The organism is Crenobacter oryzisoli (assembly GCF_030385785.1).
Lineage (GTDB): Bacteria > Pseudomonadota > Gammaproteobacteria > Burkholderiales > Chromobacteriaceae > Crenobacter_A > Crenobacter_A oryzisoli.
Genome location: NZ_JAUEDK010000071.1, coordinates 1 through 20,930 on the forward strand (window position 1 = coordinate 1; position 20,930 = coordinate 20,930).

At 60.5% G+C, this 20,930-nt stretch carries 20 protein-coding genes and 1 tRNA gene; 4 read left to right on the forward strand and 17 right to left on the reverse strand.

Features of this window, described 5'->3' with window-relative positions:
* Positions 1–289: hypothetical protein (locus tag QU481_RS21930; RefSeq protein WP_289828580.1), on the forward strand; the 289-nt coding region annotated here is incomplete at its 5' end.
* Here QU481_RS21930 and QU481_RS21935 read toward each other — a convergent pair.
* The 15 genes from QU481_RS21935 to QU481_RS22005 all read right to left on the reverse strand — a co-directional run bounded on the left by QU481_RS21935 (position 268) and on the right by QU481_RS22005 (position 12,453).
* Positions 268–1,287 carry an IS110 family RNA-guided transposase gene (locus tag QU481_RS21935; protein ID WP_289828201.1) on the reverse strand — a complete coding sequence of 340 codons (1,020 nt, stop codon included), beginning with the start codon at positions 1,285–1,287 and terminating at the stop codon, positions 268–270. The two genes, QU481_RS21930 and QU481_RS21935, sit on opposite strands and share 22 nt — an antisense overlap.
* Positions 1,288–1,592: 305 nt before the next feature.
* The gene (locus tag QU481_RS21940) at positions 1,593–1,862 is read right to left on the reverse strand and encodes a YMGG-like glycine zipper-containing protein (protein ID WP_289832124.1); all 270 of its coding nucleotides are present in this window, start codon (positions 1,860–1,862) and stop codon (positions 1,593–1,595) included.
* Between the two features lie 286 nt (positions 1,863–2,148).
* Positions 2,149–2,442, reverse strand: a complete 294-nt coding sequence (locus tag QU481_RS21945) for a YMGG-like glycine zipper-containing protein (protein WP_289832125.1) — start codon at positions 2,440–2,442, stop codon at positions 2,149–2,151.
* 91 nt (positions 2,443–2,533) lie between these two features.
* Positions 2,534–4,009, reverse strand: coding sequence for an NAD(P)H-hydrate dehydratase (locus tag QU481_RS21950; RefSeq protein ID WP_289832126.1), 1,476 nt, complete (start codon positions 4,007–4,009; stop codon positions 2,534–2,536).
* A 1-nt stretch (position 4,010) separates the two neighbouring features.
* Positions 4,011–4,619 carry a flavin prenyltransferase UbiX gene (locus tag QU481_RS21955; protein WP_289832127.1) on the reverse strand — a complete coding sequence of 203 codons (609 nt, stop codon included), beginning with the start codon at positions 4,617–4,619 and terminating at the stop codon, positions 4,011–4,013.
* Between the two features lie 211 nt (positions 4,620–4,830).
* Positions 4,831–5,673, reverse strand: a complete 843-nt coding sequence (rapZ, locus tag QU481_RS21960) for an RNase adapter RapZ (RefSeq protein WP_289832128.1) — start codon at positions 5,671–5,673, stop codon at positions 4,831–4,833.
* Positions 5,654–6,610 carry an HPr(Ser) kinase/phosphatase gene (gene hprK / locus QU481_RS21965; RefSeq protein ID WP_289832129.1) on the reverse strand — a complete coding sequence of 319 codons (957 nt, stop codon included), beginning with the start codon at positions 6,608–6,610 and terminating at the stop codon, positions 5,654–5,656. The genes rapZ and hprK overlap by 20 nt, the downstream gene beginning before the upstream one ends.
* A gap of 7 nt (positions 6,611–6,617) precedes the next feature.
* The gene (ptsN, locus tag QU481_RS21970; protein WP_289832130.1) at positions 6,618–7,064 is read right to left on the reverse strand and encodes a PTS IIA-like nitrogen regulatory protein PtsN; all 447 of its coding nucleotides are present in this window, start codon (positions 7,062–7,064) and stop codon (positions 6,618–6,620) included.
* Positions 7,065–7,186: 122 nt separating this feature from the next.
* A complete protein-coding gene (gene hpf, locus QU481_RS21975; protein WP_289832131.1) occupies positions 7,187–7,525 on the reverse strand; it encodes a ribosome hibernation-promoting factor, HPF/YfiA family in 339 nt (112 codons plus the stop codon).
* A gap of 100 nt (positions 7,526–7,625) precedes the next feature.
* On the reverse strand, positions 7,626–9,065 hold the full coding sequence (locus tag QU481_RS21980) for an RNA polymerase factor sigma-54 (RefSeq protein ID WP_289832132.1): 1,440 nt from the start codon (positions 9,063–9,065) through the stop codon (positions 7,626–7,628).
* A gap of 30 nt (positions 9,066–9,095) precedes the next feature.
* Positions 9,096–9,824 carry an LPS export ABC transporter ATP-binding protein gene (lptB, locus tag QU481_RS21985; RefSeq protein ID WP_289832133.1) on the reverse strand — a complete coding sequence of 243 codons (729 nt, stop codon included), beginning with the start codon at positions 9,822–9,824 and terminating at the stop codon, positions 9,096–9,098.
* Positions 9,821–10,354 carry a lipopolysaccharide transport periplasmic protein LptA gene (lptA, locus tag QU481_RS21990; protein ID WP_289832134.1) on the reverse strand — a complete coding sequence of 178 codons (534 nt, stop codon included), beginning with the start codon at positions 10,352–10,354 and terminating at the stop codon, positions 9,821–9,823. The genes lptB and lptA overlap by 4 nt, the downstream gene beginning before the upstream one ends.
* On the reverse strand, positions 10,341–10,904 hold the full coding sequence (lptC, locus tag QU481_RS21995) for an LPS export ABC transporter periplasmic protein LptC (protein ID WP_289832135.1): 564 nt from the start codon (positions 10,902–10,904) through the stop codon (positions 10,341–10,343). The genes lptA and lptC overlap by 14 nt, the downstream gene beginning before the upstream one ends.
* Positions 10,901–11,425, reverse strand: a complete 525-nt coding sequence (locus QU481_RS22000; RefSeq protein ID WP_289832136.1) for a KdsC family phosphatase — start codon at positions 11,423–11,425, stop codon at positions 10,901–10,903. The genes lptC and QU481_RS22000 overlap by 4 nt, the downstream gene beginning before the upstream one ends.
* A gap of 47 nt (positions 11,426–11,472) precedes the next feature.
* On the reverse strand, positions 11,473–12,453 hold the full coding sequence (locus QU481_RS22005; RefSeq protein ID WP_289832137.1) for a KpsF/GutQ family sugar-phosphate isomerase: 981 nt from the start codon (positions 12,451–12,453) through the stop codon (positions 11,473–11,475).
* Between the two features lie 103 nt (positions 12,454–12,556).
* Between QU481_RS22005 and QU481_RS22010 the strand changes: the two genes are divergently transcribed.
* Entirely contained in the window at positions 12,557–14,524 is a 1,968-nt protein-coding gene (locus QU481_RS22010) for a monovalent cation:proton antiporter family protein (RefSeq protein WP_289832138.1), read from the forward strand.
* Between the two features lie 142 nt (positions 14,525–14,666).
* Here QU481_RS22010 and QU481_RS22015 read toward each other — a convergent pair whose 3' ends face one another.
* A complete protein-coding gene (locus tag QU481_RS22015; RefSeq protein ID WP_289832139.1) occupies positions 14,667–16,823 on the reverse strand; it encodes an AsmA family protein in 2,157 nt (718 codons plus the stop codon).
* Between the two features lie 56 nt (positions 16,824–16,879).
* A tRNA-Gly gene (locus QU481_RS22020) sits at positions 16,880–16,953 on the reverse strand.
* Between the two features lie 893 nt (positions 16,954–17,846).
* Between QU481_RS22020 and QU481_RS22025 the strand changes: the two genes are divergently transcribed.
* Together QU481_RS22025 and QU481_RS22030 are read left to right on the forward strand one after the other, a co-directional pair.
* Entirely contained in the window at positions 17,847–19,907 is a 2,061-nt protein-coding gene (locus QU481_RS22025) for an ATP-binding protein (protein WP_289832140.1), read from the forward strand.
* Between the two features lie 15 nt (positions 19,908–19,922).
* Positions 19,923–20,561 carry a response regulator transcription factor gene (locus tag QU481_RS22030; protein WP_289832141.1) on the forward strand — a complete coding sequence of 213 codons (639 nt, stop codon included), beginning with the start codon at positions 19,923–19,925 and terminating at the stop codon, positions 20,559–20,561.
* The last annotated feature ends 369 nt before the right edge of the window (positions 20,562–20,930 follow it).

Sequence of the window (20,930 nt, forward strand, 5' to 3'; positions counted from 1 at the left end):
CTTATATGGACGCCTCCCGGCTTGGCAAGCGATGTTCGATGCGGGCTTCGAGATCTGGCTGCAGACTTATATCCGGCCTTTATTGCAGACTCGGAGTCTGCTGGCCCTGATGGAATTCGCAGGGGAAGGCCTCATCTCCTTGGAGTCCTCGAAGGACTGGCCATCATTCAGGCTTACTTCCCCACGGTCCGACCTGTTCTGCCATCAAGCGCACATCAACCTGCGCAACCTTTCAGCGATCCACCTCCTAAAGGGTTCGTTAATCTTTTACGCGGCCTTGGCCACGTAGTCCGTTTGATACGTCCGGCCATGGGCCAACAGCGCCCAGATCGTTCGTGCCATCTTGTTGGCCAGCGCTACCACCGCCGCATTGAACGGTCGTCGCGCCAGCAACTGGTCCAGCCAGGGATCGCGCACCTTCTGATGCGTCGCCACTGCCCTGGCGCCATGAATCAGCAGCGTGCGCAGATACACATCACCGCGCTTGCTGATCCCCAGCAACTTCACTCGCCCGCCGGTGCCGCTCTGGCGTGGCACCAGGCCGAGGAAGGCGGCAAACTCGCGCCCAGACTTGAATGTCTTGGCATCCCCAATCATTGCTACCGCCGCTGTTGCGGTGAGCAAGCCGACACCCGGAATGGCCATCAGTCGTTTGGCTGCTTCATCTTCCTTCTTCCACACCGCCAGCTTGTGCTCAAGCTCGGCGATGTCTTGGCCCAATGTCTCAATTCGCTGTAGTTGGCTACGGATCGCTTCGATCACCATCACTGGCAACGTGTCTTCCAGCCGCGCAAGCTCATCAGGAATCCGCTCCAGCGCCTTGTGTCGCCCCTTTGGCAGCTCGGCTCCGAACTCGTACAACAGCCCGTGTAGCTGGTTAGTCTGCATCGTCCGCATCTTCACCAACTGCTCGCGCATCCGGTGCAACATCAGCACGCTTTGCTGGCCTTCGCTCTTGAGCGCGACGAACTTCATCCCTGGCCGCTGCGCCGCTTCCCAGATCGCCTGCGCATCGGCTGCGTCGGTCTTGTTGCTCTTCACGAACGGACGGACGAACTGCCCGGGAATCAGCCTGACCTCATGCCCAAGCTCCTGGAACAGCCGGCCCCAGTAGTGCGCACTGCCGCAGGCCTCCATCGCGATCACCGACGTTTCCCGGTTGGCGAAGAACTCGTTCAGTTGCGCCCGTTTCACTTGCCGGCGGCAGATTTCACCGGTAGCGGTATCCACCCAATGCAGTTGGAAAACCCGCTTTGCCAGGTCCAGACCGAATGTCGTAATCTTCATATCGAGCCCTCCTTACCGTTTGTGGTTGTTGCTACACCACCACTTTGGCACTTTAGATGCCGTCAGGTATTGCGAGGGCTCCTGTCGTTCTGCAGACCGCCGTCGTCACCTTCGGGCAGGAGGGAGGCGTCCATTACATCTCCTCGCTGATCTTGTTTGATGACTTTATGCTAGCTCGCTGCCATCGTTACAGTTGTAAAGAACTGTTAGCAAATATTGGCGGATACAAGAGGGCGGTGTCGAAAAAGCAGCACCCCGGCTTGCGTCGTGGCAGGTCGGGGTGGATGGGGTGGACGGAGTGAATGTCAGTCGTGGTAGTAGTGGCGCTTGTGCTTCTTGCCGTGATGGTGGTGGCGAGCTTCCTTGTTGCGCTCGTAGTCGTGGCCGACCGCTGCGCCGCCGGCGCCACCGAGGGCGCCACCGATGATTGCACCGTTGCGCCCGCCGACCGATGCGCCGACCGCGGCACCGGCGCCGCCGCCAAGTGCCCCGCCAAGAACGGTGCCGGCACCGGCGTGGGCAATTCCCGCCAATGAGAGGGCCAGGATGGCCGGAAGTAAGATAGGGCGTTTCATGATGACGTAACTCCTTGTTATTTTTTATGCATCAATAGGCTATCGTAAATTCGGTGACGATTTGTCCAAAACTGTTAGTAAATGTTGGTAACAATCTGGATCCTGGGGTGTGCTTGGCTTGGTAGATTCCAGACCGGCGCATCGTTGGATGGCATCAATGCTCAGGGCTTGGTGAGCTCCCCTCGGAGGGGCGTAGGACAATACGTGCGAGACCCGTCCTGGGAATGAAAAACCGCCACGGCCTGCTGAGGACAGGGCGTGGCGGTGGGGGCTTGGCGAAGCTGGTTTAGTCGTCGTGGTGGTGGTGATGGTGGTGCCAGCCGTGGTGCCAGCCGCGGTCGTGATAATAGTGGCCTTCGTCATAGTCGCGATGGCCATAGTCGTGGCCGATCGCTGCACCGGCTCCGCCGCCGAGCGCGCCGCCGAGGATGGCGCCGTCACGCCCGCCAACCGACTCGCCGATCGCGGAGCCGGCCGCGCCACCGATAGCACCACCGAGGATGGTCGAACCGCCGGCATAGGCCGAACCGGCCAGCGTCAGGAGCAGGGCTGCCGGGATCAGAAAGTCGCGTTTTCTCATGGAACTTCTCGGTTGTTTTATATCGGCAGTCATCCTAGCGCGAGGACAGAGTCACAATTGTAAAGAACTGTTAGGAACTGTTAAGCGCGCGCTAAGCGGTCGCATCGTTCGGTGTCATCAGACGGTTCAAGGCACGGATCAGATAGGCGAGGGTGGCCGATGCGGTGAGGCCAAGCGGGCCGCCTTGCTCGGTGGTATATGCGTCGCCGGCCAGTCCATGGGCACGCACTGCCAGTGAAGCGGCATCAAAGGGCGGCATGCCCTGCGCCAGTAAGGCGGCGATCACGCCGGACAGGACGTCGCCCTGCCCAGCCACTGCGAGTGCTGGCCCGCCGCTGACGTTGACGCGGCAAAAGCTGTCTGGCCGGGCAATGATGCTGCCGGCGCCTTTCAGTACCACGATCGACTGGAAGCGCTTGGCGAGCGCCAGGGCGGCAGAGACGCGGTCGGCCTGGATGGCCGGGGTAGTGATGCCAAGCAGCCGGGCGGCCTCGGCTGGATGCGGGGTCAGCACCTTGGCGGCCGGGCTATTGCTTAGCCGCTCGGCCAGTTCCGGGTCGGTGGCGATCAGGTTGAGGGCGTCAGCGTCGACCACTTTGGCGCTCGGTTGCGCCAGCAGTGCATACAACCAATGGCGCGCTTTGCCGCCCTTGCCAAGGCCGGGGCCGATCGCCACCACGCCGATGCCTGGCTTGAGCGCCTGTGCCGGCGGCGCGAACATCAACTCCGGAGCGACCGGGTCGACCGGCAGCCGGGTATCTAGCGCGCACAGATAGACCTTGCCGGCACCACCAGCAAGGGTGGAGCGTCCCGCCAGCAATGCGGCACCCAGCATGCCCGGTGCGCCGCCGACCACCGCAACCGTGCCATTGCTGCCCTTGTGGCTGTTGGCCGAACGGATCAGTGCGCGTGCATCGGCGCGGTTGAGTTCGCCGTTCGGCGTCGGCAGCAGTTCCGCCGGCACGTCGAGAGTAGCGAGCGTCACGGTTCCTGCGTAGTCGGTGCCGTCTGCGGTATGCAGGCCCGGCTTCGCGCACAGGAAGGTCAGCGTTTCGTCGGCTCGGATCGCGATGCCGTGCACGCAACCGGTCCAGCTGTCGAGGCCCGATGGGGTGTCGAGTGCGAAGCGCGGGCAGGGCAGTGTGTTCAGTTTTTCGATCAGCGTAGCCCAGTCGCCTTCGAGCGGTCGGGAGAGACCGATGCCGAACAGCCCATCAACCAGCGCGTCAGGTGATGTGACGGTGTCGAGTGCGGTGTGCTCAATCAGGCCGAGCACACGGCAGGCGGCCAGCGCCTCGAGGGCTAGCGCGCTCGTCGGTTCGGCTGGGACCAGCAATTCGACCTGGTCGCCACGGTTGGCCAGGTGGATCGCCAGCCATAGTGCGTCTCCGCCGTTATTGCCCGGACCGGCGGCGATCAGCACCCGGCTGCCAGCGGCGAAGCGGGAGGCCAGCCAATCGGCAGCGGCCTGCGCGGCGCGCTGCATCAGGTTTAGTCCTGCCGCATCGGCCCGTTGCTCCAGTTCGCGCAAGCTGCTCAGGCTGTAGATCGGTTCGGCGGCGCTCATCTCATTCTCCCCATCGCGGCAAGAGCTGGTGCTCGATACCCAGCTGGTCGAGGAGGCGCGCAACAACGAAGTCGACCATGTCGGCGACGCTTTGCGGGTGGGTGTAGAAGCCCGGTGACGGTGGCAGGATCACTACGCCGAGCCGGGCGAGCTTCAGCATGTGCTCAAGGTGGATCGCCGACAGCGGTGTTTCGCGCGGAACCAGGATCAGCTTGCGGCCTTCCTTGATGCTGACGTCAGCGGCACGTTCGATCAGGTTGTCCGAGGTACCCAGCGCGATCGCCGCCAACGTACCCATCGAGCATGGGCAGACCACCATCGCATCGGCCGGGTTGGAGCCGGAGGCGACCGGAGCAAACCATTCCTCGCGGCCAAACACCTTAAGTTGCCCGTCGGCGGGCTGATGGTGCTCGGCCAACCAGCGCTCGAACTCGGCCGGGCGCGACGGCAGCGTCAGGTCCATCTCCTGCTTGGCGACGACCTGCGCCGCCTGCGAATACAGCACCCAGACACGCCGGCCGGCTGCCAGCAGACAGTCGATCAGGCGCAGGCCGTAGGGTAGGCCGGACGCGCCGGTCAGCGCCACGGTTATGGTGTTAGTCGCTCGCATCGGGAGCCTCCATCAGTTTCTGGGAGATCGGGTCGTTGACGAAGCCGGTCACCGGCGAGGTCTGCAAATATAAGGGTTAATTCAGGATGTCGTCGGAAGGGAGTAGCTGCCAGCGACAGCTGAGCCATGATGCCTGGCAAGAAGCGATGAACAGCCATGCCCACCCGCTGAACATTGCTCTGGCAAGCGGTCGGTCACGGGCCGGTGCGGATCAGGCGTCGCGGTTAAGCTGGCGGTGGCGGATCAGCACTTGCTCGTCGGCAAATGCCTCGGCCAGCTGCTCGGCGATATAGACCGAGCGGTGCTGGCCACCGGTACAACCGATTGCCACGGTCAGGTAGCTGCGGTTTTCCTGGCTGAACGCCGGCAGCCACTTGGCAATGTGGCGCTGGATGTCGGCGACCATGATCGACACCATCGGCTCGCTTTCGAAATAGTCGATGATCGGCTGGTCCTTGCCGGTCAGCGGCCGCAGCACCGGGTCGTAATAGGGGTTGGGCAGACAGCGCACGTCGAATACGAAGTCGGCATCGAGCGGCACGCCATGCTTGAAACCGAACGATTCGAACAGCAAGGTCAGCCGGCTGGTGTCTGCACCGACCAACTGCTTGACGAAGCTGCGCAGCGCGTTGGCCGACAGCTCGCTGGTATCGATGCGATGGCCGAGTTCCGAGATGGCTTCGAGCAGCTCGCGCTCGAGGCAAATCGACTCCTCGACGGTGCGGCTTGGCGCCGACAGCGGGTGGCGTCGCCGGGTTTCGGAGAAACGCTTGACCAGGGTGTCGGTCTTCGACTCGAGAAACAGCAGCCGCACGTCGACGCCGAGTTGACGCAGTTGCTCCATCTTCTGTGGCAGCACACCTAGGCTGGGGCTGGAGCGGGTGTCGACGCTGATCGCGATACGGTCATAGCCGAAGTCGCGGTACAGCGCCATCACGTCGCCGAGCATCGTTGCCGGTAGGTTGTCGACGCAGTAGAAGCCAGAGTCCTCCAGCATCTTCAGTGCCACCGACTTGCCCGAGCCGGACAGCCCGCTAATCAGAATCAGGCGCATTTTCCTGGTCCCGGAGGAAGTTGGTATGCCGCTCGATGAATTCGCGGGTGCTGTCGATGCCGCGCAGTTGCAGGATGTAGTTGCGTACCGCGGCCTCGACCAGGACGGCCAAGTTGCGGCCGGCCGCCACAGGCAGGATCACCTTGCGCACCTTCACGCCGAGAATATCCTGCGTCTCGGACTGGATGTTCAGGCGGTCGAGCGCTTGCATCGCCTGGTCATTGGCTTTGACGAGGTGGATGATCAGCTTGAGCACCTTCTTCGGCCGTACGGCGGTTTCGCCGAAGATGGTGCGGATGTTCAGGATACCCAGGCCGCGCACTTCCAGGAAGTCGCGCAACAGCGGCGGGCAGCGGCCCTCCAGCATTTCCGGGCCGATGCGGTAGAACTCCACCGCGTCGTCGGCCACCATACCGTGGCCGCGAGAGATCAGTTCCAGCGCCAGTTCGCTCTTGCCCATCGCCGAGTCGCCCATGATCAGCACGCCGATCTCGAGCACGTCGAGAAACACGCCGTGCAGCACGGTCGATACCGCCAGCGTGCGCGCCAGATAGATGCGCAGCACGTCCATCAGGTACGGGCTTTCCAGGCGCGACGTCATCAGCGGCACATTGTGCGTGTGGCAGTAGTCGCGCAAGAGCTTCGGCACGGTCTGGTTGTTGGCGACGATGACCACCGCCATGCTCTTGTGGAACAGCTGGTCGAGCGCGGTCTTGGCCGCCGACTGCTCGAGCCGGTTCAGATAGTCCACTTCCGCGAGCCCCAGCACCTGGACACGGTTCGGATGGATGAAGTTGAGGTGGCCAACCAGTGCCAGGGTGGGGCGCTGATCGACATTGGCGATCTGGCTGTCGGCGCCACCTGTGCCCGCTACCCAGTTGAGGTCGAGCTTTTGCTGGTTGTCCTGGTAAAGCTTGCGTACCGTTATGCTGGGCATGGGCAGGTCATTCGCTCAAAAGGCGGTGGATGGTGGGTAGGTCGTTCTCGGTCAGCAGGGTCTCGCGCAGCGTACGGCTGGAGAAGCGCTGAGCGAGTTCGGAGAGCACCTGCAAGTGCAGGTCGGTAGCGGCTTCGGGTACCAAGAGCACGAACAGGCTCTGGACCGGTTTGCCGTCTGGCGCATCGAACGGGATCGGCGCCTTCAGACGGATGAAGAAGCCGGCGGCTTCCTTCAGCCCCCTGGCGCGGCCGTGCGGGATGGCGACACCCTGACCCAGCCCGGTCGAACCGAGCTTCTCGCGAGCGAATAGGCAATCGAACACTTCACTACGGGCGATGCCGTAGGCGTTCTCGACCAGTAGGCCCACTTGTTCGAACACCCGTTTCTTGCTTGCCACATCGAGGTCGAGAAGGATGTGGTCCTGGGTGAGGATTTTGCCGACTAGGCTCATGGCTTGATACGCTGCAAATCACAAAAAAACCGGTCAATTCTACGCCGAGGCTGATCGTCTCGAAAGAGGAGGCTGGAAAACAAAAACGGGAACCGTTGGTTCCCGTTTGTGCCAGCCGCTGGTTAGAGCGTGCCTTCTTCGATCTGAGGCTGCGGTATTGGTGGTATTGGCGCGCGGCGCTGATCGAGTTTTTCCTTGTGGCGCAACACTTGGCGGTCGAGTTTGTCGACCAGCGCATCGATCGCGGCGTACATGTCGGAATCGGTGGCTTCGACGTGGATATCCTTGCCGGACAGATGAACGTTGACTTCGGCTTTCTGTATCAGTTTGTCGACAGAGAGGGTTACCGCCACGTCGATCACATTGTCCACATGACGGGTGACACGATCCAGCTTGCTTTCGACATAGTCGCGCAGCGGCTGGGTAACTTCGAGGTGGAGACCGGTCAGTTTGAAGTTCATACCCTACTCCTTTTTGTGAAAACCGCCTGGCTTATCACGCCTGGCAAGTGAGTGGTCCCTTACTGGATGGGTACAGCAGCGTTGGTTTTAAAGGGGCTACCTATAATTTTTTGCGTTGGTTGACGGGAGGGATCTGCATCGCTTCACGGTACTTGGCCACGGTGCGACGGGCAACCTGAATGCCCAGCTTAGCCAGCTGGTCGGCGATGGTGCTGTCGGAGAGGGGGCGCTCGGCGTCTTCGGTGTCGATCATCTGGCGGATACGTGCCTTGATCGCAGTGGCCGAGCACTCGCCGCCACCGTCTGTGTCGAGGGCACTGCCGAAGAAGTACTTGAGTTCGAACAGGCCGCGCGGACTCAGCAGATACTTCTGCGTGGTGACCCGGGACACGGTGGATTCGTGCAGTCCCAACTGGTCGGCGATGTCCCGCAAAATCAGCGGTCGCATCGCCACTTCGCCCTGTTCAAAGAACGCGTGCTGCTGTTCAACAATAGCTTCCGACACTTTGAGGATAGTGTCAAATCGCTGCTGGATGTTTTTGATCAGCCACTTCGCCTCCTGCAACTGGCCCGACAATTCGCCGGCGTTGTGGCGGCTCTCGGTGACGGTGCGAGCGTACATTGGGTTGATGTTCAGGCGCGGTACTGCATGCGGGTTCAGCTCGGCCAGCCAGCGGCCCTTGCGTTTCCTGACGATCACGTCCGGGATCACATAGTGGGTCTCGCCTTCACCGAACCCTGCGGCCGGATGAGGGTTGAGCCGGCCAATCAATGCCTGTGCAGCGCGCAGCGTGTCGTCATCGGTGCCGAGCAGCTTCTTCAGCTTGCTGAAGTCGCGGTTGCCGAGCAGGACCAGGTGGTCGCGCACGATCGCCTGCGCGAGCGCATGGCCGGGGGTGGACGGGTCGAGGCGGGCTAGCTGCAGTGCCAGCGATTCAGGCAGGTTGCTGGCGCCGACGCCGGCTGGATCGAATTGGCGCAGCAGCGCGAGGCCGACCGCCAGTTCGTCCTCGTCGACCTCCAGTTCGGCCGGCAGGTTGGCCGCCAGTTCGTTGAGACCGGCTGTCAGGTAACCGTCCTCGTCCAGCTCCTCGATCAGCAGCGTGACGATGGCGCGGTCGCGCTCCGGCAGCGACAGCTCGCCCAGTTGTGCGAGCAGGTGCTGGCGCAGCGTGACCGGGCAGGGCACATTAAACAGTGGGTCGGGGCTGTCCTCGTCGCCATCTCGGGCGCCGCCCTTGCCGCTTCCCCAGTCGGTCAGCTCGGCACCGAGTGTGTCGCGCTCGTGCTCGCCGCCGGCGTCGTCGTGGCTGGCCGAATCGGTGGCACCGTCGGGCGCAGGGGCTTCCGTCGGGCCTTCGCCGGCGCCCATGTCGCCACCGTGCTCATCCGGACGCTCCAACAGGGGGTTGTCGAGCAGGAAGCGTTCTACTTCGGCCTGAAGGTCGAGAGTGGACAGCTGCAGCAGTTTGATCGACTGCTGTAGTTGTGGGGTCAGCGTCAGTTGCTGCGCGACCTTCAGTTGCAAAGCTTGCTTCATGGCAACCGCGGTTCCTGTTGTGGCGCTTGTTTAGAGATGGAAATGCTCGCCTAGATACACTTCGCGTACCCGTTCGTTGGTGACCAAGTCCTCGGGTAGGCCCGAGGCGAGCACTGCCCCCTCGCTGATAATGTAGGCGCGATCGCAGATGCGTAGCGTTTCGCGCACGTTGTGGTCGGTAATCAGCACGCCGATGCCACGCTCGCGCAGGAAGGAGATGATCTTCTGGATGTCGATCACCGCGATCGGGTCGACGCCGGCGAAAGGTTCGTCGAGCAGGATGAAGCGCGGCCGGGTGGCCAGTACCCGGGCGATCTCGACCCGGCGGCGCTCGCCGCCGGATAGCGCTAGCGCGTTACTCTCGCGCAGGTGCGCGACGTTCAGATCGTCGAGCAGCAGGTTCAGTTCGTTTTCTAGTTGCTCGCCTTTCAGGCCGCTGATCTCCAGCACTGCGCGCACGTTGTCCTCGACGGTCATCTTGCGGAAGATCGACGCCTCTTGCGGCAGATAGCCCAAGCCCATCCGGGCGCGCTGATGGATAGGCAGGCCGGTGATGTCACGGCCGTCGAGGTGGATCACCCCGTCGTCGGCAGCAATCAGGCCGACGATCATGTAGAAGCTGGTGGTCTTGCCGGCGCCGTTGGGGCCGAGCAGGCCGACCACTTCGCCGCTCTGAATATCGAGGGAAACGTCGCGCACGACGGTGCGCTTCTTGAAGCGCTTCTTCAGGTGCGCGACGGTGAGAACGCTTTTGCTCATGGTTTGTTGTTCTTGCCGCCGTTGACGGTCGTCGGCTGCAGGATGACGGTGACACGGCCGCTGTTCGGGCCGGTGGCGCTGCCGCCTTTCACCTCGTACTGCTCGGTGTTGGTGTTGTAAGTGATCACGTTGCCGACCACCAGATCCTGATTGCGCTTGATGCGGGCGTTGCCGGTGAGCACCGCCAGATTGGTCACGGTGGTGTAGTCGAGGCGGCTGCCCTGGCCCTCGATCCATTCGTCCTTGCCTTCGACCTTCTGCTTGAAGGTGACCGGCTTGCCCAGCGCGACCAGCGTCTGGTTGCCCTTGTCGTCGCGGGTGACGGTGACTTCAGCGGCGTTGACCTTCATCGTACCCTGGACCACGACCACATTGCCTTTCCACACGGTAATGCCCTTGAGCTGGTCGAGGGTACCGGTGTCGGCGGTGATCTGGATCGGCTTGTCGCGATCGGCCAGCTCAGCGTGCGCGAACGGGAGGGCGAACGCAAGCGCGAAGCCTAGCGCGAGACGTCGCTTACGGTTTGACATAGGTTGCCTTTGCTTGGGAATGGAGCGTGACGAGGCCGGCCTTCTGGTCATAGCTGAAGCCTACCGAGTTCACTACCGACTGCCCATAGTGCACGGTGACCGGGGCCGACGAGCGGGCTAGCCCCTTGGCCGTGTCGGCCCAAAGTGCAGAGGTGTCCATCGTGATCTCCGGGTCCTTGGCGGTAGCCGGTTTGAACAGAGTCGCCTTCTTGTCATAGAGCGCGATCTTGGTCTTGGTGTCGTAGCGGCCGACTTCGCCCTGTATCTGGTACTGCATCACGCCGTTGTCGAATACCTTGAGCAGCGGTGCCTCGAAGTACATTTCGTGCTTGTCCGGGTACTGCCACATCCGTGTTGCGGTCAGCCGATCCAGCAGCAGTCCCTGCGGGCCGAAGCGGGTGGCGGTGAAGTGCTCGGCGACGAACTCCGGCTTGTTCGGATCGAGCTGCTGCTCGCCCGGCGTCCAGCGCGACACTTGGTCGAGCCAGAAGGTCAGCGCGGCCATCAGTCCGACCAGCGCGATCACGAAGGGGCGGTGGGACCGGATCATGCGAGATAGGGCTCCATCGCAGCGCCGAAGGTGCCCTGCGCCTGCATGATCAGTTCGGCCAGCTCTCGCACCGCACCGCGACCGCCGGAGGCACCGGTGACGTAGTGGGCGTGCTGGCGCACCAGGCTCGGCGACTCGGGTACCGCGGCGGCCAGCGCGACGCGACGCATCACCGGCAGGTCGACGACGTCGTCGCCAATGTAGGCGCACTCGTCGGCGCTCACCCCGCTCTCGTCGAGCAGCTTGGCGAGCGCCGCACGTTTGTCTTGGATGCCAGCGTAATAATAGTCGATGCCGAGGCCGCGTGCGCGGTGGGCGACGCCCGGTGCGTCGCGGCCGGTGATGATGGCGAGCTTCACGCCGGTGGCCTGCAGCATTTTCAAGCCGTGGCCGTCGAGGGTGTTGAACGCCTTGATTTCCTCGCCGCTGGCGGTAATGAAGATGCTGCCGTCGGTGAGCACACCGTCGACGTCCATGACCAGCAGCTTCACCCGGCGGGCGAGTTCGAAAAACGGTTTCATAGTGGCTTTCGGAAGGGCGGGGCGGGCGGCGCCGGGGCGCCGCGGGCTTACACCACGCCGGCTTTCAGGAGGTCGTGCATGTTGAGGGCGCCGACCAGGCGGTCGCTGTCGTCAAGTACCAGCAGACCGTTGATCTTGTGGGTCTCCATCAGTTTGACCGCCTCGGCGGCGAGCCGGTCGGCGCGGATGGTGCGTGGCTTGGCATGCATGACCGTGTCGATGGCGAGGCCGGACAGATCGAGGGTGCGGTCGAGGGTGCGGCGCAGGTCACCATCGGTGAAGATGCCGGCGAGCGAACCGTCGGCATTGACGACTGCAGTCATGCCCAAGCCTTTTCGCGTCATTTCCAGCAGCGCATCCTTCAGTGAGGCGCCGCTCTTCACCACCGGTAACGCGTCGCCGTCGTGCATCACGTCGCGGACATGGACCAAGAGGCGCCGCCCCAGGCTGCCGCCCGGGTGGGACAGAGCGAAATCCTCGGCGCGGAAGGCGCGGGCATCGAGCAGCGTCACCGCCAGCGCGTCGCCGAGCGCCAGCGCCGCGGTGGTGCTGGCAGTGGGCGCGAGGCCGAGCGGGCAGGCTTCCTTTTCCACCCAGGCGTCCAAATGGATGTCGGCTTCCCGTGCCAGTGTCGAGTTGGCGCGGCCGGTCATCGCGATCAGCAGGATGCCCTTGCGTTTGAGCGCGGGCAGCAGCGAGATCACCTCGTCGCTTTCGCCCGAGTTGGACAAGGCGAGCAGGATGTCGCGGTCGGTGATCATGCCCAAGTCGCCGTGTGCGGCTTCGGCAGGATGCACGAAGAACGACGGCGTACCGGTGGAGGCAAGGGTGGCGGCAATCTTGCGGGCGACATGGCCGGACTTGCCGATGCCGGTGACGATCAGCCGGCCGTGGCAGGCGAGTATCGCGTCGACGGCACGGGTGAAGTCGCCGTTGAGGCGTTGGCCCATCGCGACGATTGCATCGGCTTCGGTCTTGAGAACCTCGCGCGCCAGCGTCAGGCGTTTTTCGTTCACAGCGTTTTCCATAGACGGTCAGTATATCAAGTTATACTCGGAACACGTTCGGCTGGTGTAAGTTTTGCTTGTACACCGTTGGCTGCTTTTCCAATCTGAAAGTTCCGCCCCCCCCATGCATTCACTCGCCCCGCTCGTGATCGTTCTTCTCGCTGCCGTGCTGGCCGTGACGCTGTGCCGTAGCCTGAAGGTGCCTCCGATGCTGGGCTATCTGGTGGTCGGCTTTCTGGCCGGTCCCGGTGTGATGAATCTGGTACCGGTCGGCGAGGAAACAACCCTGCTCGGTGAAATCGGCATCGTCTTCATGATGTTCTCGATCGGGCTGGAGTTCTCGCTGCCCAAGCTGAAGGCCATGCGCAAGCTGGTGTTCGGCGTCGGTCTTGCGCAGGTGGTGCTGATGCTGCTGTTGGTGACCGGCGTGGCGATCGTGCTGACCGGTAGCGCGCTCTCCGGCTTCGCGGTCGGTGGCGCGCTGGCGATGTCGTCGACTGCGATCGTCAGTAAGCTGTTGGCCGAAAGGCTGGAGCTGGCGCAGCCGCATGGCCAATTGGCGATCGGTGTGCTGTTGTTCCAGGACATCGCGGTGGTGCCGCTGCTGATCTTGTTGCCGGCGTTCGCAGGGGGTAGCGCGACATTGTGGATGGATCTGGGGCTGGCGGCGTTGAAGGTGGTGGTGGTGCTTGCCCTGCTGCTGAGCTTCGGGCAGCGGTTGATGCGCCCGTGGTTCCACCTGGTCGCGCGGCAGCGTTCCGGAGAACTGTTCATGATCAACGTGCTGCTGGTGACGCTGGGCGTGGCCTACCTGACCGAGCTGTCGGGCCTGAGTCTTGCGCTTGGCGCCTTTGTCGCCGGCATGCTGATCTCCGAAACCGAGTACCGCTATCAGGTGGAGGAGGACATCCGGCCGTTCCGCGACATCCTGTTGGGCTTCTTCTTCGTCACCGTTGGCATGAAGCTGCAACTATCGGTGTTGTTCGAGCGCTCGGTGGACGTGTTGCTGCTGCTGGCGCTGCTGATCCCGGCCAAGCTCGCCATCGTGTTCGCGCTGGCGCGTGCGTTCGGCCATCGTGCCAGCGAATCACTGCGCGGTGCGCTGGCGCTGGCGCAGGGCGGTGAGTTTGGCTTTGTGCTGTTGTCGCTATCCGGCAACCTCGGGCTGGTATCGTCCAGCACCGAGCAGGCGGCGATCGCGGCGGTGCTGATCTCGATGCTGATCGCGCCGTTCCTGATCCAGCACGCCGAGGCGATCAGCCGCCGGATAATCCGTCAGGACTGGATGCTTCAGTCGGTCGATCTGCACCAGGTGCTGGTCGAGAGCATGAGCAAGAACGAGCACGTGCTGATCTGCGGCTACGGCCGCAGCGGTCAGGCGCTGGCGCGGCTCCTCGAGGCGGAGGGCGTGCCGTTCTTCGCGCTTGACATGGACCCACAGCGGGTACGCGAGGCCGGCGAGGCGGGCGACCAGGTGGTGTTCGGCGACGCAGGCCGCAAGGAGGTGCTGATCGCGGCGGGGCTTGCGCGTGCCAAGGCGTTGGTGATCACCTTCGCCGACACACACGCGGCGGTGCGCATCCTCGACGCGGTGCATGCCGAGCGTCCGGACCTGCCGGTAATCGTGCGCACCGTCGACGACAGCGACATCGATACGCTACGCCAGGCCGGCGCCGAGGAGGTGGTCGCCGAGGTGATGGAAGGAAGCCTGATGCTGGCGTCGCAGGCACTGATGGTGGCCGGCGTGCCGCTGAGCCGGGTATTGCGACGCATCCGCTCGGTGCGCGAGGAGCGCTACCAGTTGTTCAAGGGCTTCTTTCGCGGCCTGTCCGACGACATCGAGGGGGTGGAGGAGTTTCTGCTGCCACGGCTGTTGAGCGTGCAGCTGCCGGACGGCGCGGCGGCGATCGGTCAGCCGCTCGGTGCGCTGGGGCTCTCCGGTATCGGCGTGACGGTGAAGGCGATCCGTCGCCACAAGATTCGTCGCACCGATTTCGACGATGGCTTCGAGTTGATGTCCAACGACGTGCTGGTGCTGCTCGGCCAGCCGGAGCAGCTGGCGAAGGCCGAGTCGCGACTGTTGGAAGGCTGAGTCGGGAACGGATTCGCGCCGAGAAAAAAGCCGGGAGCGATAATGCCCCGGCTTTTTTGCGGCCAACCATTCGGTGCGTGTCGGACTAACCGCAAACAGCCCGTGGTGGGCACGGGCTGTTGGGGTTGGCCAGGGCTGGGGCTTACGGCAGGATGGTGCCGATCTGCTTCTTCAGCTCCTGCTTGAGCGCCTGCTGGCGTTCGCCCTCGGTCTTCTTGCCCTTCACCATCGCGTTGAAATCGAGCGCGTACACTGGCGAGTTGATCGGGCCAGTGATCTTCAGCGGCACGTTCACCCCCTGCAGGCGGGCAAACTCCTTCGGGTTGGCGCGTACATCCAGCGTATAGTCGACGATGTTCTGTACCAGGTCGAGTTTGCCACCGCCGGACAGGTTGACCAGCTGCGACGCGAGCTTCAGGTCGTGGTTGCGCGCCACGCCGTTGTTCAGCGCCAGGCTGGCCGACAGCGTGCTGAAGGTGGTTTTCTGACTGGCGTTGGCCGCCATCGACGCGTTCGATTCCTTCAGTTCGGCCGGCAGGTTCTTCAGCGCGGCCACCAGGTCGATACCGGTCAGTGCTCCCTCGGACAGGTTCATCATCACATTGCCGGACAGGCTGTTGCGCAACGCAAGGAAGCTCGCGCCGTCGGCACGCAGATTGACGGTACCGCTACCGCGTCCTTCCAGGCGACTGAAATCGAACAGATCCTTCAACAGCGGGCGGATGCGCATGCCCTTCAACGTCTGCTCGAGCTCGAGCTGCGGCGTGTTGTCTCGCACCAGCCGGGCGCGGCCGGTCAGCTCACCTTCGTAGATTTCCGCCAGGAGGTTGGTCAGCTCCAGCTCGCGCGGGGTGGCGCGCACATTGGCCGACACGTCGTTCATCCTGAAGCGTCCGACCGACAGTTCGCCGATCGCGACATTGCCGGTCAGGTCCATGAAGTCGAGCCAGTCGAGCGGGATCGGTTTCGGATTGTTCAGGATGGCGACCGGGTCGCCGCTTGCCTCGGGCAGATAGCGGTTCAGGTCGAGCTTACCGACCGATACGGTTGCTTCGTGGCGTGGCCGTACGAAGCCGAACTGGTTGACGGTGAGCGCGATGTCAGAGCCGTCGAGCTTGCCAGCGACGCGCAGGTTGAGCTGGTCATCGTCGAGCGAGCCTGTCAGCGAACCTTCCAGCTTGGCGGCAAGCTGACCGCGCGGCAGCAGCGGAGTATTCACGCGGGCATTCAGCGCCAGCGGTTGCAGTTTCAACTGGTCGAGGTTGGTCAGCGAGAACGGCGCGTTCATCGCCAGCGTCATCGCGTGCTGGCCGACGCGCCAGGTCAGGCTGCCGTTCAGGCGGCGTGCGGTCAGGCGGTGTTCGCCGAACTGTAGCGTGTCGAGATCGCCTTCGAACTGGTAATGGCTCTTGCCGTAGCCGAGCTGCCCGGCGAGGTGGGCGCGCGGCATGTCGATCGTGGCGAAGCTGGCTGACAGTGATGGCAGGGTCAGCGTGAGGTCACCCTGCGGCTGTTGGCTGCTCAGCTGTGCCGATAGGTTCTCGCCGCTTGCCTGCAGCGTGGCGAAGTTGAGTTTGAACTTGCCCTTGATTGCCAAGCGCGTTTCGCCGAGGCTGGGAATCTGGGACAGCGCCACCGCATCGAGCGCCTCAATGCTGACCTGGTCGTCCTGGATCGACAGTGGCGTGGATACCGCCAGGCTGATATTGCGCTGCCCGCTGATCAGTCGGGCGCCGACGGTGATCTGTGCGTCGCTGCGCAGATCGTCGGCGTCGAGCTCGATCGATTCGAGCCGGGCGTGGCTGTTGGTGACATCGTCGGCCAGCTGGAGTGTGCCACTGCGCACCGCGACGCGGTCGAGCTTGAGGCTGTAGTTGTCCTGGGTGCGGGGGCTGAACAGGTCGCCGATCGACAGAGTGCCGTCGGCCAGGCGAGCGAGCTTCAGCGACACGCCGGACATGATCAGCGAGCTGACCTCCCGGTGGCCGGTCAACAGCGGCAGCCATGACAAGTCGACTTCCAGTTGCGCGGCCTGGGCGGCCGGCGTCTTGCCGTCACGCTCAGTGACGCTGATGTCGTTGACGACCACGCCGGGGCGGGGGAACACCTGGGCCTTGATGTCGCCGCCGATATGCACCACGCGGCCGGTGCCGGCGACGCTCTGGCTGAGGGCGAGTCGGACCGCATTGGCATCAAACTGCCAGAGGATCAGGCTTTGCAGCAGGACGAATAGGGCAATTGCCGTGCCGGTGCTGTAGACGAGGAGGCGTAGCCAGAGCCGGCCAGAATTCCAGTTCATCGTTATGGATAAAGGATGGGCTCAAGTGCGCTGCGGAAGCAGCAGGCAAGATGTACTGGAGCGGGTGAAGGGAATCGAACCCTCGTCGTAAGCTTGGGAAGCTTCTGCTCTACCATTGAGCTACACCCGCGCGTATTGAGCGGCAGAATGTAGCGGCTTTTACCGGGCTTGGCAAGGGCTCAGGTCCCAGATGCTGGAGGAGGATGGGCAAGCAATGGCATTTTCGGCGGGTGTATTGCATTGCCCCGCGCTCGGCTACGCAGCCCTGATGCTCACTGCGTTACAGGTTGATATCACCGCGCTTAGTGTCAATGGGTGTTGTGGGGGAGGGGTAAGAAATGGCATGGCTGCAGCAATAGCATATGTTTTTGTCATTTATTGATGGGGGGTGAAGGAAGTGAAATTAGCGATTTTTCTTGGTCCTAATGTAGTTCACGAAGCCAGCTAACAGCTCATAGTCACTTTCTTGAACCATCCCGATCACCTCGCTGTGCAGTCCTTCGATGGATGGCTCCCCATCAAATCGAAGAAGTTCTTCACATCCACTCCAAGGCACAGGGCCATCTTCTCTAGCGTTTCAATCGATGGATAGTGCGCGCCGCGTTCGATCCGGCCAACGATTTCGCATCAACCCCGATTCGCCCAGTCAGTTCCTCTTGAGAGAGCTGTTTCCGCTTACGCAGGAGCTGAAGCCAGATACCTAGGTGTTCTTTGCTGTAGGACACCGTAGCGAGGAGTCATGCAAGGATCCTTCTGGCGGCTAGTGGTGGCCGATCCCGGCTCAACTTAGTCGGTTGGAGGCAGCCAGACAGCTGCTGTCAGCCTAAACACGGCGTTTTAGTGCTTGTACAATGCTGTTTTCATTGATGACTCTCATGGGTTATGTTTTTGAGCTACCGACGGTCACGCCTTTCTGATTCCACCAAAGTTTGGTTGTTTGCACTACTGACGTGGCTGGTTGTTTCATCTGTTCTTATCGTGAGCTTGATTGTCTCTGAGTATCGGACCCGTCAAACAGAGTTCATGAATCAATCTGAGTCTGTTTATGAACTGGTACGGCAAAGGCTAGACCAGAATGAAGCCGTATTGGCTGGTATGGCTGCATTGCTAAGCACCTTTCACGATCTGACGTTTGATGGAATTCGCGGTTACGCCAAAGAGATGTTAGATCGCTACCCCCATATCTACACAATCGAATTACAACCGCGTATCGAAAGAAAAGACCTTGCTAATTTTGAAGCATGGGCAAGGGAAAAAATCAGCCCAGATTATAAAGTAAAAGATTTCGGGTTTGGAGATATGCGCCGATGGGTACAAGCACCTGTTCGACCAGTCTATTATCCAATCACCCTGATGGAGCCTCTTGTCGAGTCCGCCAAGCCCATTCTTGGGCTGGATGTGCACGCCGATACAAAGTTCAAGTTAGCAATAGATAAAACCGTAGAGACAGGGCAAGCTTCGGTTTCTGCTCCCTTCGACCTTTATGAGGGTGGTAGGGGGTATCTGTTGTTCAAAGTAATTCGCCGTCAGCAAAAAAAGAAGGTACCAGAGCCGGTGGATTTTATGTCATCGGATCGAGTAATTTCGATGCTGATCCATACTAATAAATTTTTGAGCCCCTTGGAATGGCCATCGAAAAAGATGTCCATGTTGCTATATCTAAAAGGAGCGGCACCAAGTGATCCTAACGCTCAGATTGATCATATCAATTCTGCCAATCAAACTGGGCTAATGGCGGCCTTGCTGCCCGAGTTTATTTTTCATCGCGATTTGCCAAATTCCGCGCAGCCTTTTGAGTTCGAGACAAGGGAACAGCTAAGTTGGGAGGTGATACGTCCCCTACCAATGTTACTGGCCTTGCTCATGCCATTGATTATTGCCGTAATGTATGCGTCATTGGTGAATCAGCGGCGACGTGGTAAAGCAGACTCCAGAGCCGCAGAAAAATTGTTGCACGAAGAGAAGGAACGGGCGCTAGTAACGCTCCGGGCCATCAGTGATGCGGTTATCACGATCAATCCTCAGGGACAGGTTGAGTATCTGAACCCCGTTGCGGAACAAGCTCTGAGAAAGCCGTTATCAGCGTCCATAGGGTGCCAGATTGAGAAGATTTTCCCGGTTCAGTTCGACCTTCTGCCAAGTCATGTCATCACTCCGATCACTGAATGCATGTCTGAAAAGAAGATCGTAAATCTGGCAGACAACAGCATGTTGCTCGATGAGAATGGTGAGAAAATTTTAATAGAAGGCTCTGTTTCACCTCTGTTGGATATAGATGGTGCATTGAGAGGGGCCATGATTGCCTTTAGGGACATGGGGCCTGTTAGGCGGCGTGCTATGACTGCAATTGCTGAAAGTGAGCGTCGCCTACAGGAGCGTCAGCTTGAAATGGCCCAAGTGGCGCGATTACATACTATCGGGGAAATGGCATCTGGCCTATCCCACGAATTGAACCAGCCGTTGATGGCGATCCAGAACTACACTCGCGCTTCGATCCGAATCTTGAGAAAGGGTCAGGGTGATCTCACCGAAGTCATGCATGCACTGGAAGCAACTTCACAACAGGCGCTGAGAGCTGGCGAAATTATCAGGCGATTGCGTGCCTTTGTCGGGAAGCGCACCCCGGAAGAAACATTGGTCGATGTGCGGCAGACGATACAAAATTCGTTGGCTCTTACTGAATTTGAGCTTAGAGAGTTCGGAGTCTGCGTAACAACCGATTTTCCCGACGTGCCTATACTCGTTCGTGTGGATAGCATCCAACTAGAGCAGGTACTGGTCAATCTTATCAAGAATGCCATTGATGCCGTATCTCTAGTTTCTGGACAACGGGTTATCGAAGTGCATGCCTGTTCGCTTGATGGTATGGTCAAAGTTGCTGTCTCAGATAGTGGGCCAGGTATCTCCGAAGAAAATAAAGCCCACGTCTTTGCCCCATTTTTTACTGCCAAGCCACAAGGGATGGGGCTAGGGTTGCAGATTTGTGAGTCGATCATCGAAAGCAATGATGGCAAGCTTTTAGTGTCGAGCTCTGTGTTAGGTGGTGCAAGGTTTGAGTTCGTATTGCCGGAAAAACGCTCTTAAGAAAGCATAATAAAAATGACGAGACCTATTGTATATCTAGTTGATGATGACTATGCTGTACGCGATTCGCTCGCAATGTTACTCCGATCTGTTGATCTAGATGTGTGCCTCTTTGATTCAGCACAAAGCTTTCTTGATGGCTTCAACGAAGAAGAGCTTATGGAAGGGTGCTTGGTTTTAGATGTTCGGATGCCAGGAGTTAGCGGCTTTGCTGTGCAGGAACGGATAACCAATGTTGGTAGCCAAATTCCAATTATCTTCATAACCGGTCATGGGGATATCGAGCAATGTCGAAAAGCATTTCGAATGGGAGCCGTAGACTTCCTGAGTAAACCTGTGGATGAGCAAACCTTGCTGGATAGTTTGCAAAAAGCTATTGAGCTTAGCCGCGCCAAGTTGAGCGTACGGGTCAGACAAGATGCTCTTCGGCAGCAGTTTTCCCTGTTGACGGAGAGAGAGCGCCAGGTCTGTGAGCGGATAATAGTGGGGCTGCCCAATAAGATGATCGCTGCGGAACTCGATATTTCTTTAAGGACTGTCGAGGTTCACAGGGCAAATTTGCTCAGCAAACTAGGGGTTGACTCCGTGGCAAATTTGGTAAAGCTGTCTTTGGAAAGTGGCATTTTTGCAAGAAAGGGCGATGTCAATACGTAGTACCCGCAGGTCCATAAAGTAGTGGCCACAATTCTCATCGAAACCCTGAGTGCATAACATCTGTGCTCAGGGTTTTTTGTTGCCTTGAATTTCATAGTGATGGATGGTAGACCATCAAAGTATTCAATAGATTTGGCTCATGAGAATGATGGCTAAGAATTTTAGCTTGCCCCCGTGTTCTCACGACCTATCTCTCCACATATGCGGATTCCGGCGAATCTGGACAGCCATTCCGCCGCAAACTGGACAGTCATTCCAGCTCAATCTGGACACTACGAGCGTAGCGTCGCGAGGTAGGACGACGTTTTACTCCTGAGCCGCCTCCACCGTCAAACAGCTGCGCTTCTTGCGCAGTGAATCGCCCTTGAG

What these genes read in the sequence shown, in the direction of transcription:
- QU481_RS21935 (WP_289828201.1), bottom strand. Translation starts at nt 1,287, where the DNA reads ATGAAGATTACGACATTCGGTCTGGACCTGGCAAAGCGGGTTTTCCAA.
- QU481_RS21940 (WP_289832124.1), bottom strand. Translation starts at nt 1,862, where the DNA reads ATGAAACGCCCTATCTTACTTCCGGCCATCCTGGCCCTCTCATTGGCG.
- QU481_RS21945 (WP_289832125.1), bottom strand. Translation starts at nt 2,442, where the DNA reads ATGAGAAAACGCGACTTTCTGATCCCGGCAGCCCTGCTCCTGACGCTG.
- QU481_RS21950 (WP_289832126.1), bottom strand. Translation starts at nt 4,009, where the DNA reads ATGAGCGCCGCCGAACCGATCTACAGCCTGAGCAGCTTGCGCGAACTG.
- QU481_RS21955 (WP_289832127.1), bottom strand. Translation starts at nt 4,619, where the DNA reads ATGCGAGCGACTAACACCATAACCGTGGCGCTGACCGGCGCGTCCGGC.
- rapZ (WP_289832128.1), bottom strand. Translation starts at nt 5,673, where the DNA reads ATGCGCCTGATTCTGATTAGCGGGCTGTCCGGCTCGGGCAAGTCGGTG.
- hprK (WP_289832129.1), bottom strand. Translation starts at nt 6,610, where the DNA reads ATGCCCAGCATAACGGTACGCAAGCTTTACCAGGACAACCAGCAAAAG.
- ptsN (WP_289832130.1), bottom strand. Translation starts at nt 7,064, where the DNA reads ATGAGCCTAGTCGGCAAAATCCTCACCCAGGACCACATCCTTCTCGAC.
- hpf (WP_289832131.1), bottom strand. Translation starts at nt 7,525, where the DNA reads ATGAACTTCAAACTGACCGGTCTCCACCTCGAAGTTACCCAGCCGCTG.
- QU481_RS21980 (WP_289832132.1), bottom strand. Translation starts at nt 9,065, where the DNA reads ATGAAGCAAGCTTTGCAACTGAAGGTCGCGCAGCAACTGACGCTGACC.
- lptB (WP_289832133.1), bottom strand. Translation starts at nt 9,824, where the DNA reads ATGAGCAAAAGCGTTCTCACCGTCGCGCACCTGAAGAAGCGCTTCAAG.
- lptA (WP_289832134.1), bottom strand. Translation starts at nt 10,354, where the DNA reads ATGTCAAACCGTAAGCGACGTCTCGCGCTAGGCTTCGCGCTTGCGTTC.
- lptC (WP_289832135.1), bottom strand. Translation starts at nt 10,904, where the DNA reads ATGATCCGGTCCCACCGCCCCTTCGTGATCGCGCTGGTCGGACTGATG.
- QU481_RS22000 (WP_289832136.1), bottom strand. Translation starts at nt 11,425, where the DNA reads ATGAAACCGTTTTTCGAACTCGCCCGCCGGGTGAAGCTGCTGGTCATG.
- QU481_RS22005 (WP_289832137.1), bottom strand. Translation starts at nt 12,453, where the DNA reads ATGGAAAACGCTGTGAACGAAAAACGCCTGACGCTGGCGCGCGAGGTT.
- QU481_RS22010 (WP_289832138.1), top strand. Translation starts at nt 12,557, where the DNA reads ATGCATTCACTCGCCCCGCTCGTGATCGTTCTTCTCGCTGCCGTGCTG.
- QU481_RS22015 (WP_289832139.1), bottom strand. Translation starts at nt 16,823, where the DNA reads ATGAACTGGAATTCTGGCCGGCTCTGGCTACGCCTCCTCGTCTACAGC.
- QU481_RS22025 (WP_289832140.1), top strand. Translation starts at nt 17,847, where the DNA reads ATGAATCAATCTGAGTCTGTTTATGAACTGGTACGGCAAAGGCTAGAC.
- QU481_RS22030 (WP_289832141.1), top strand. Translation starts at nt 19,923, where the DNA reads ATGACGAGACCTATTGTATATCTAGTTGATGATGACTATGCTGTACGC.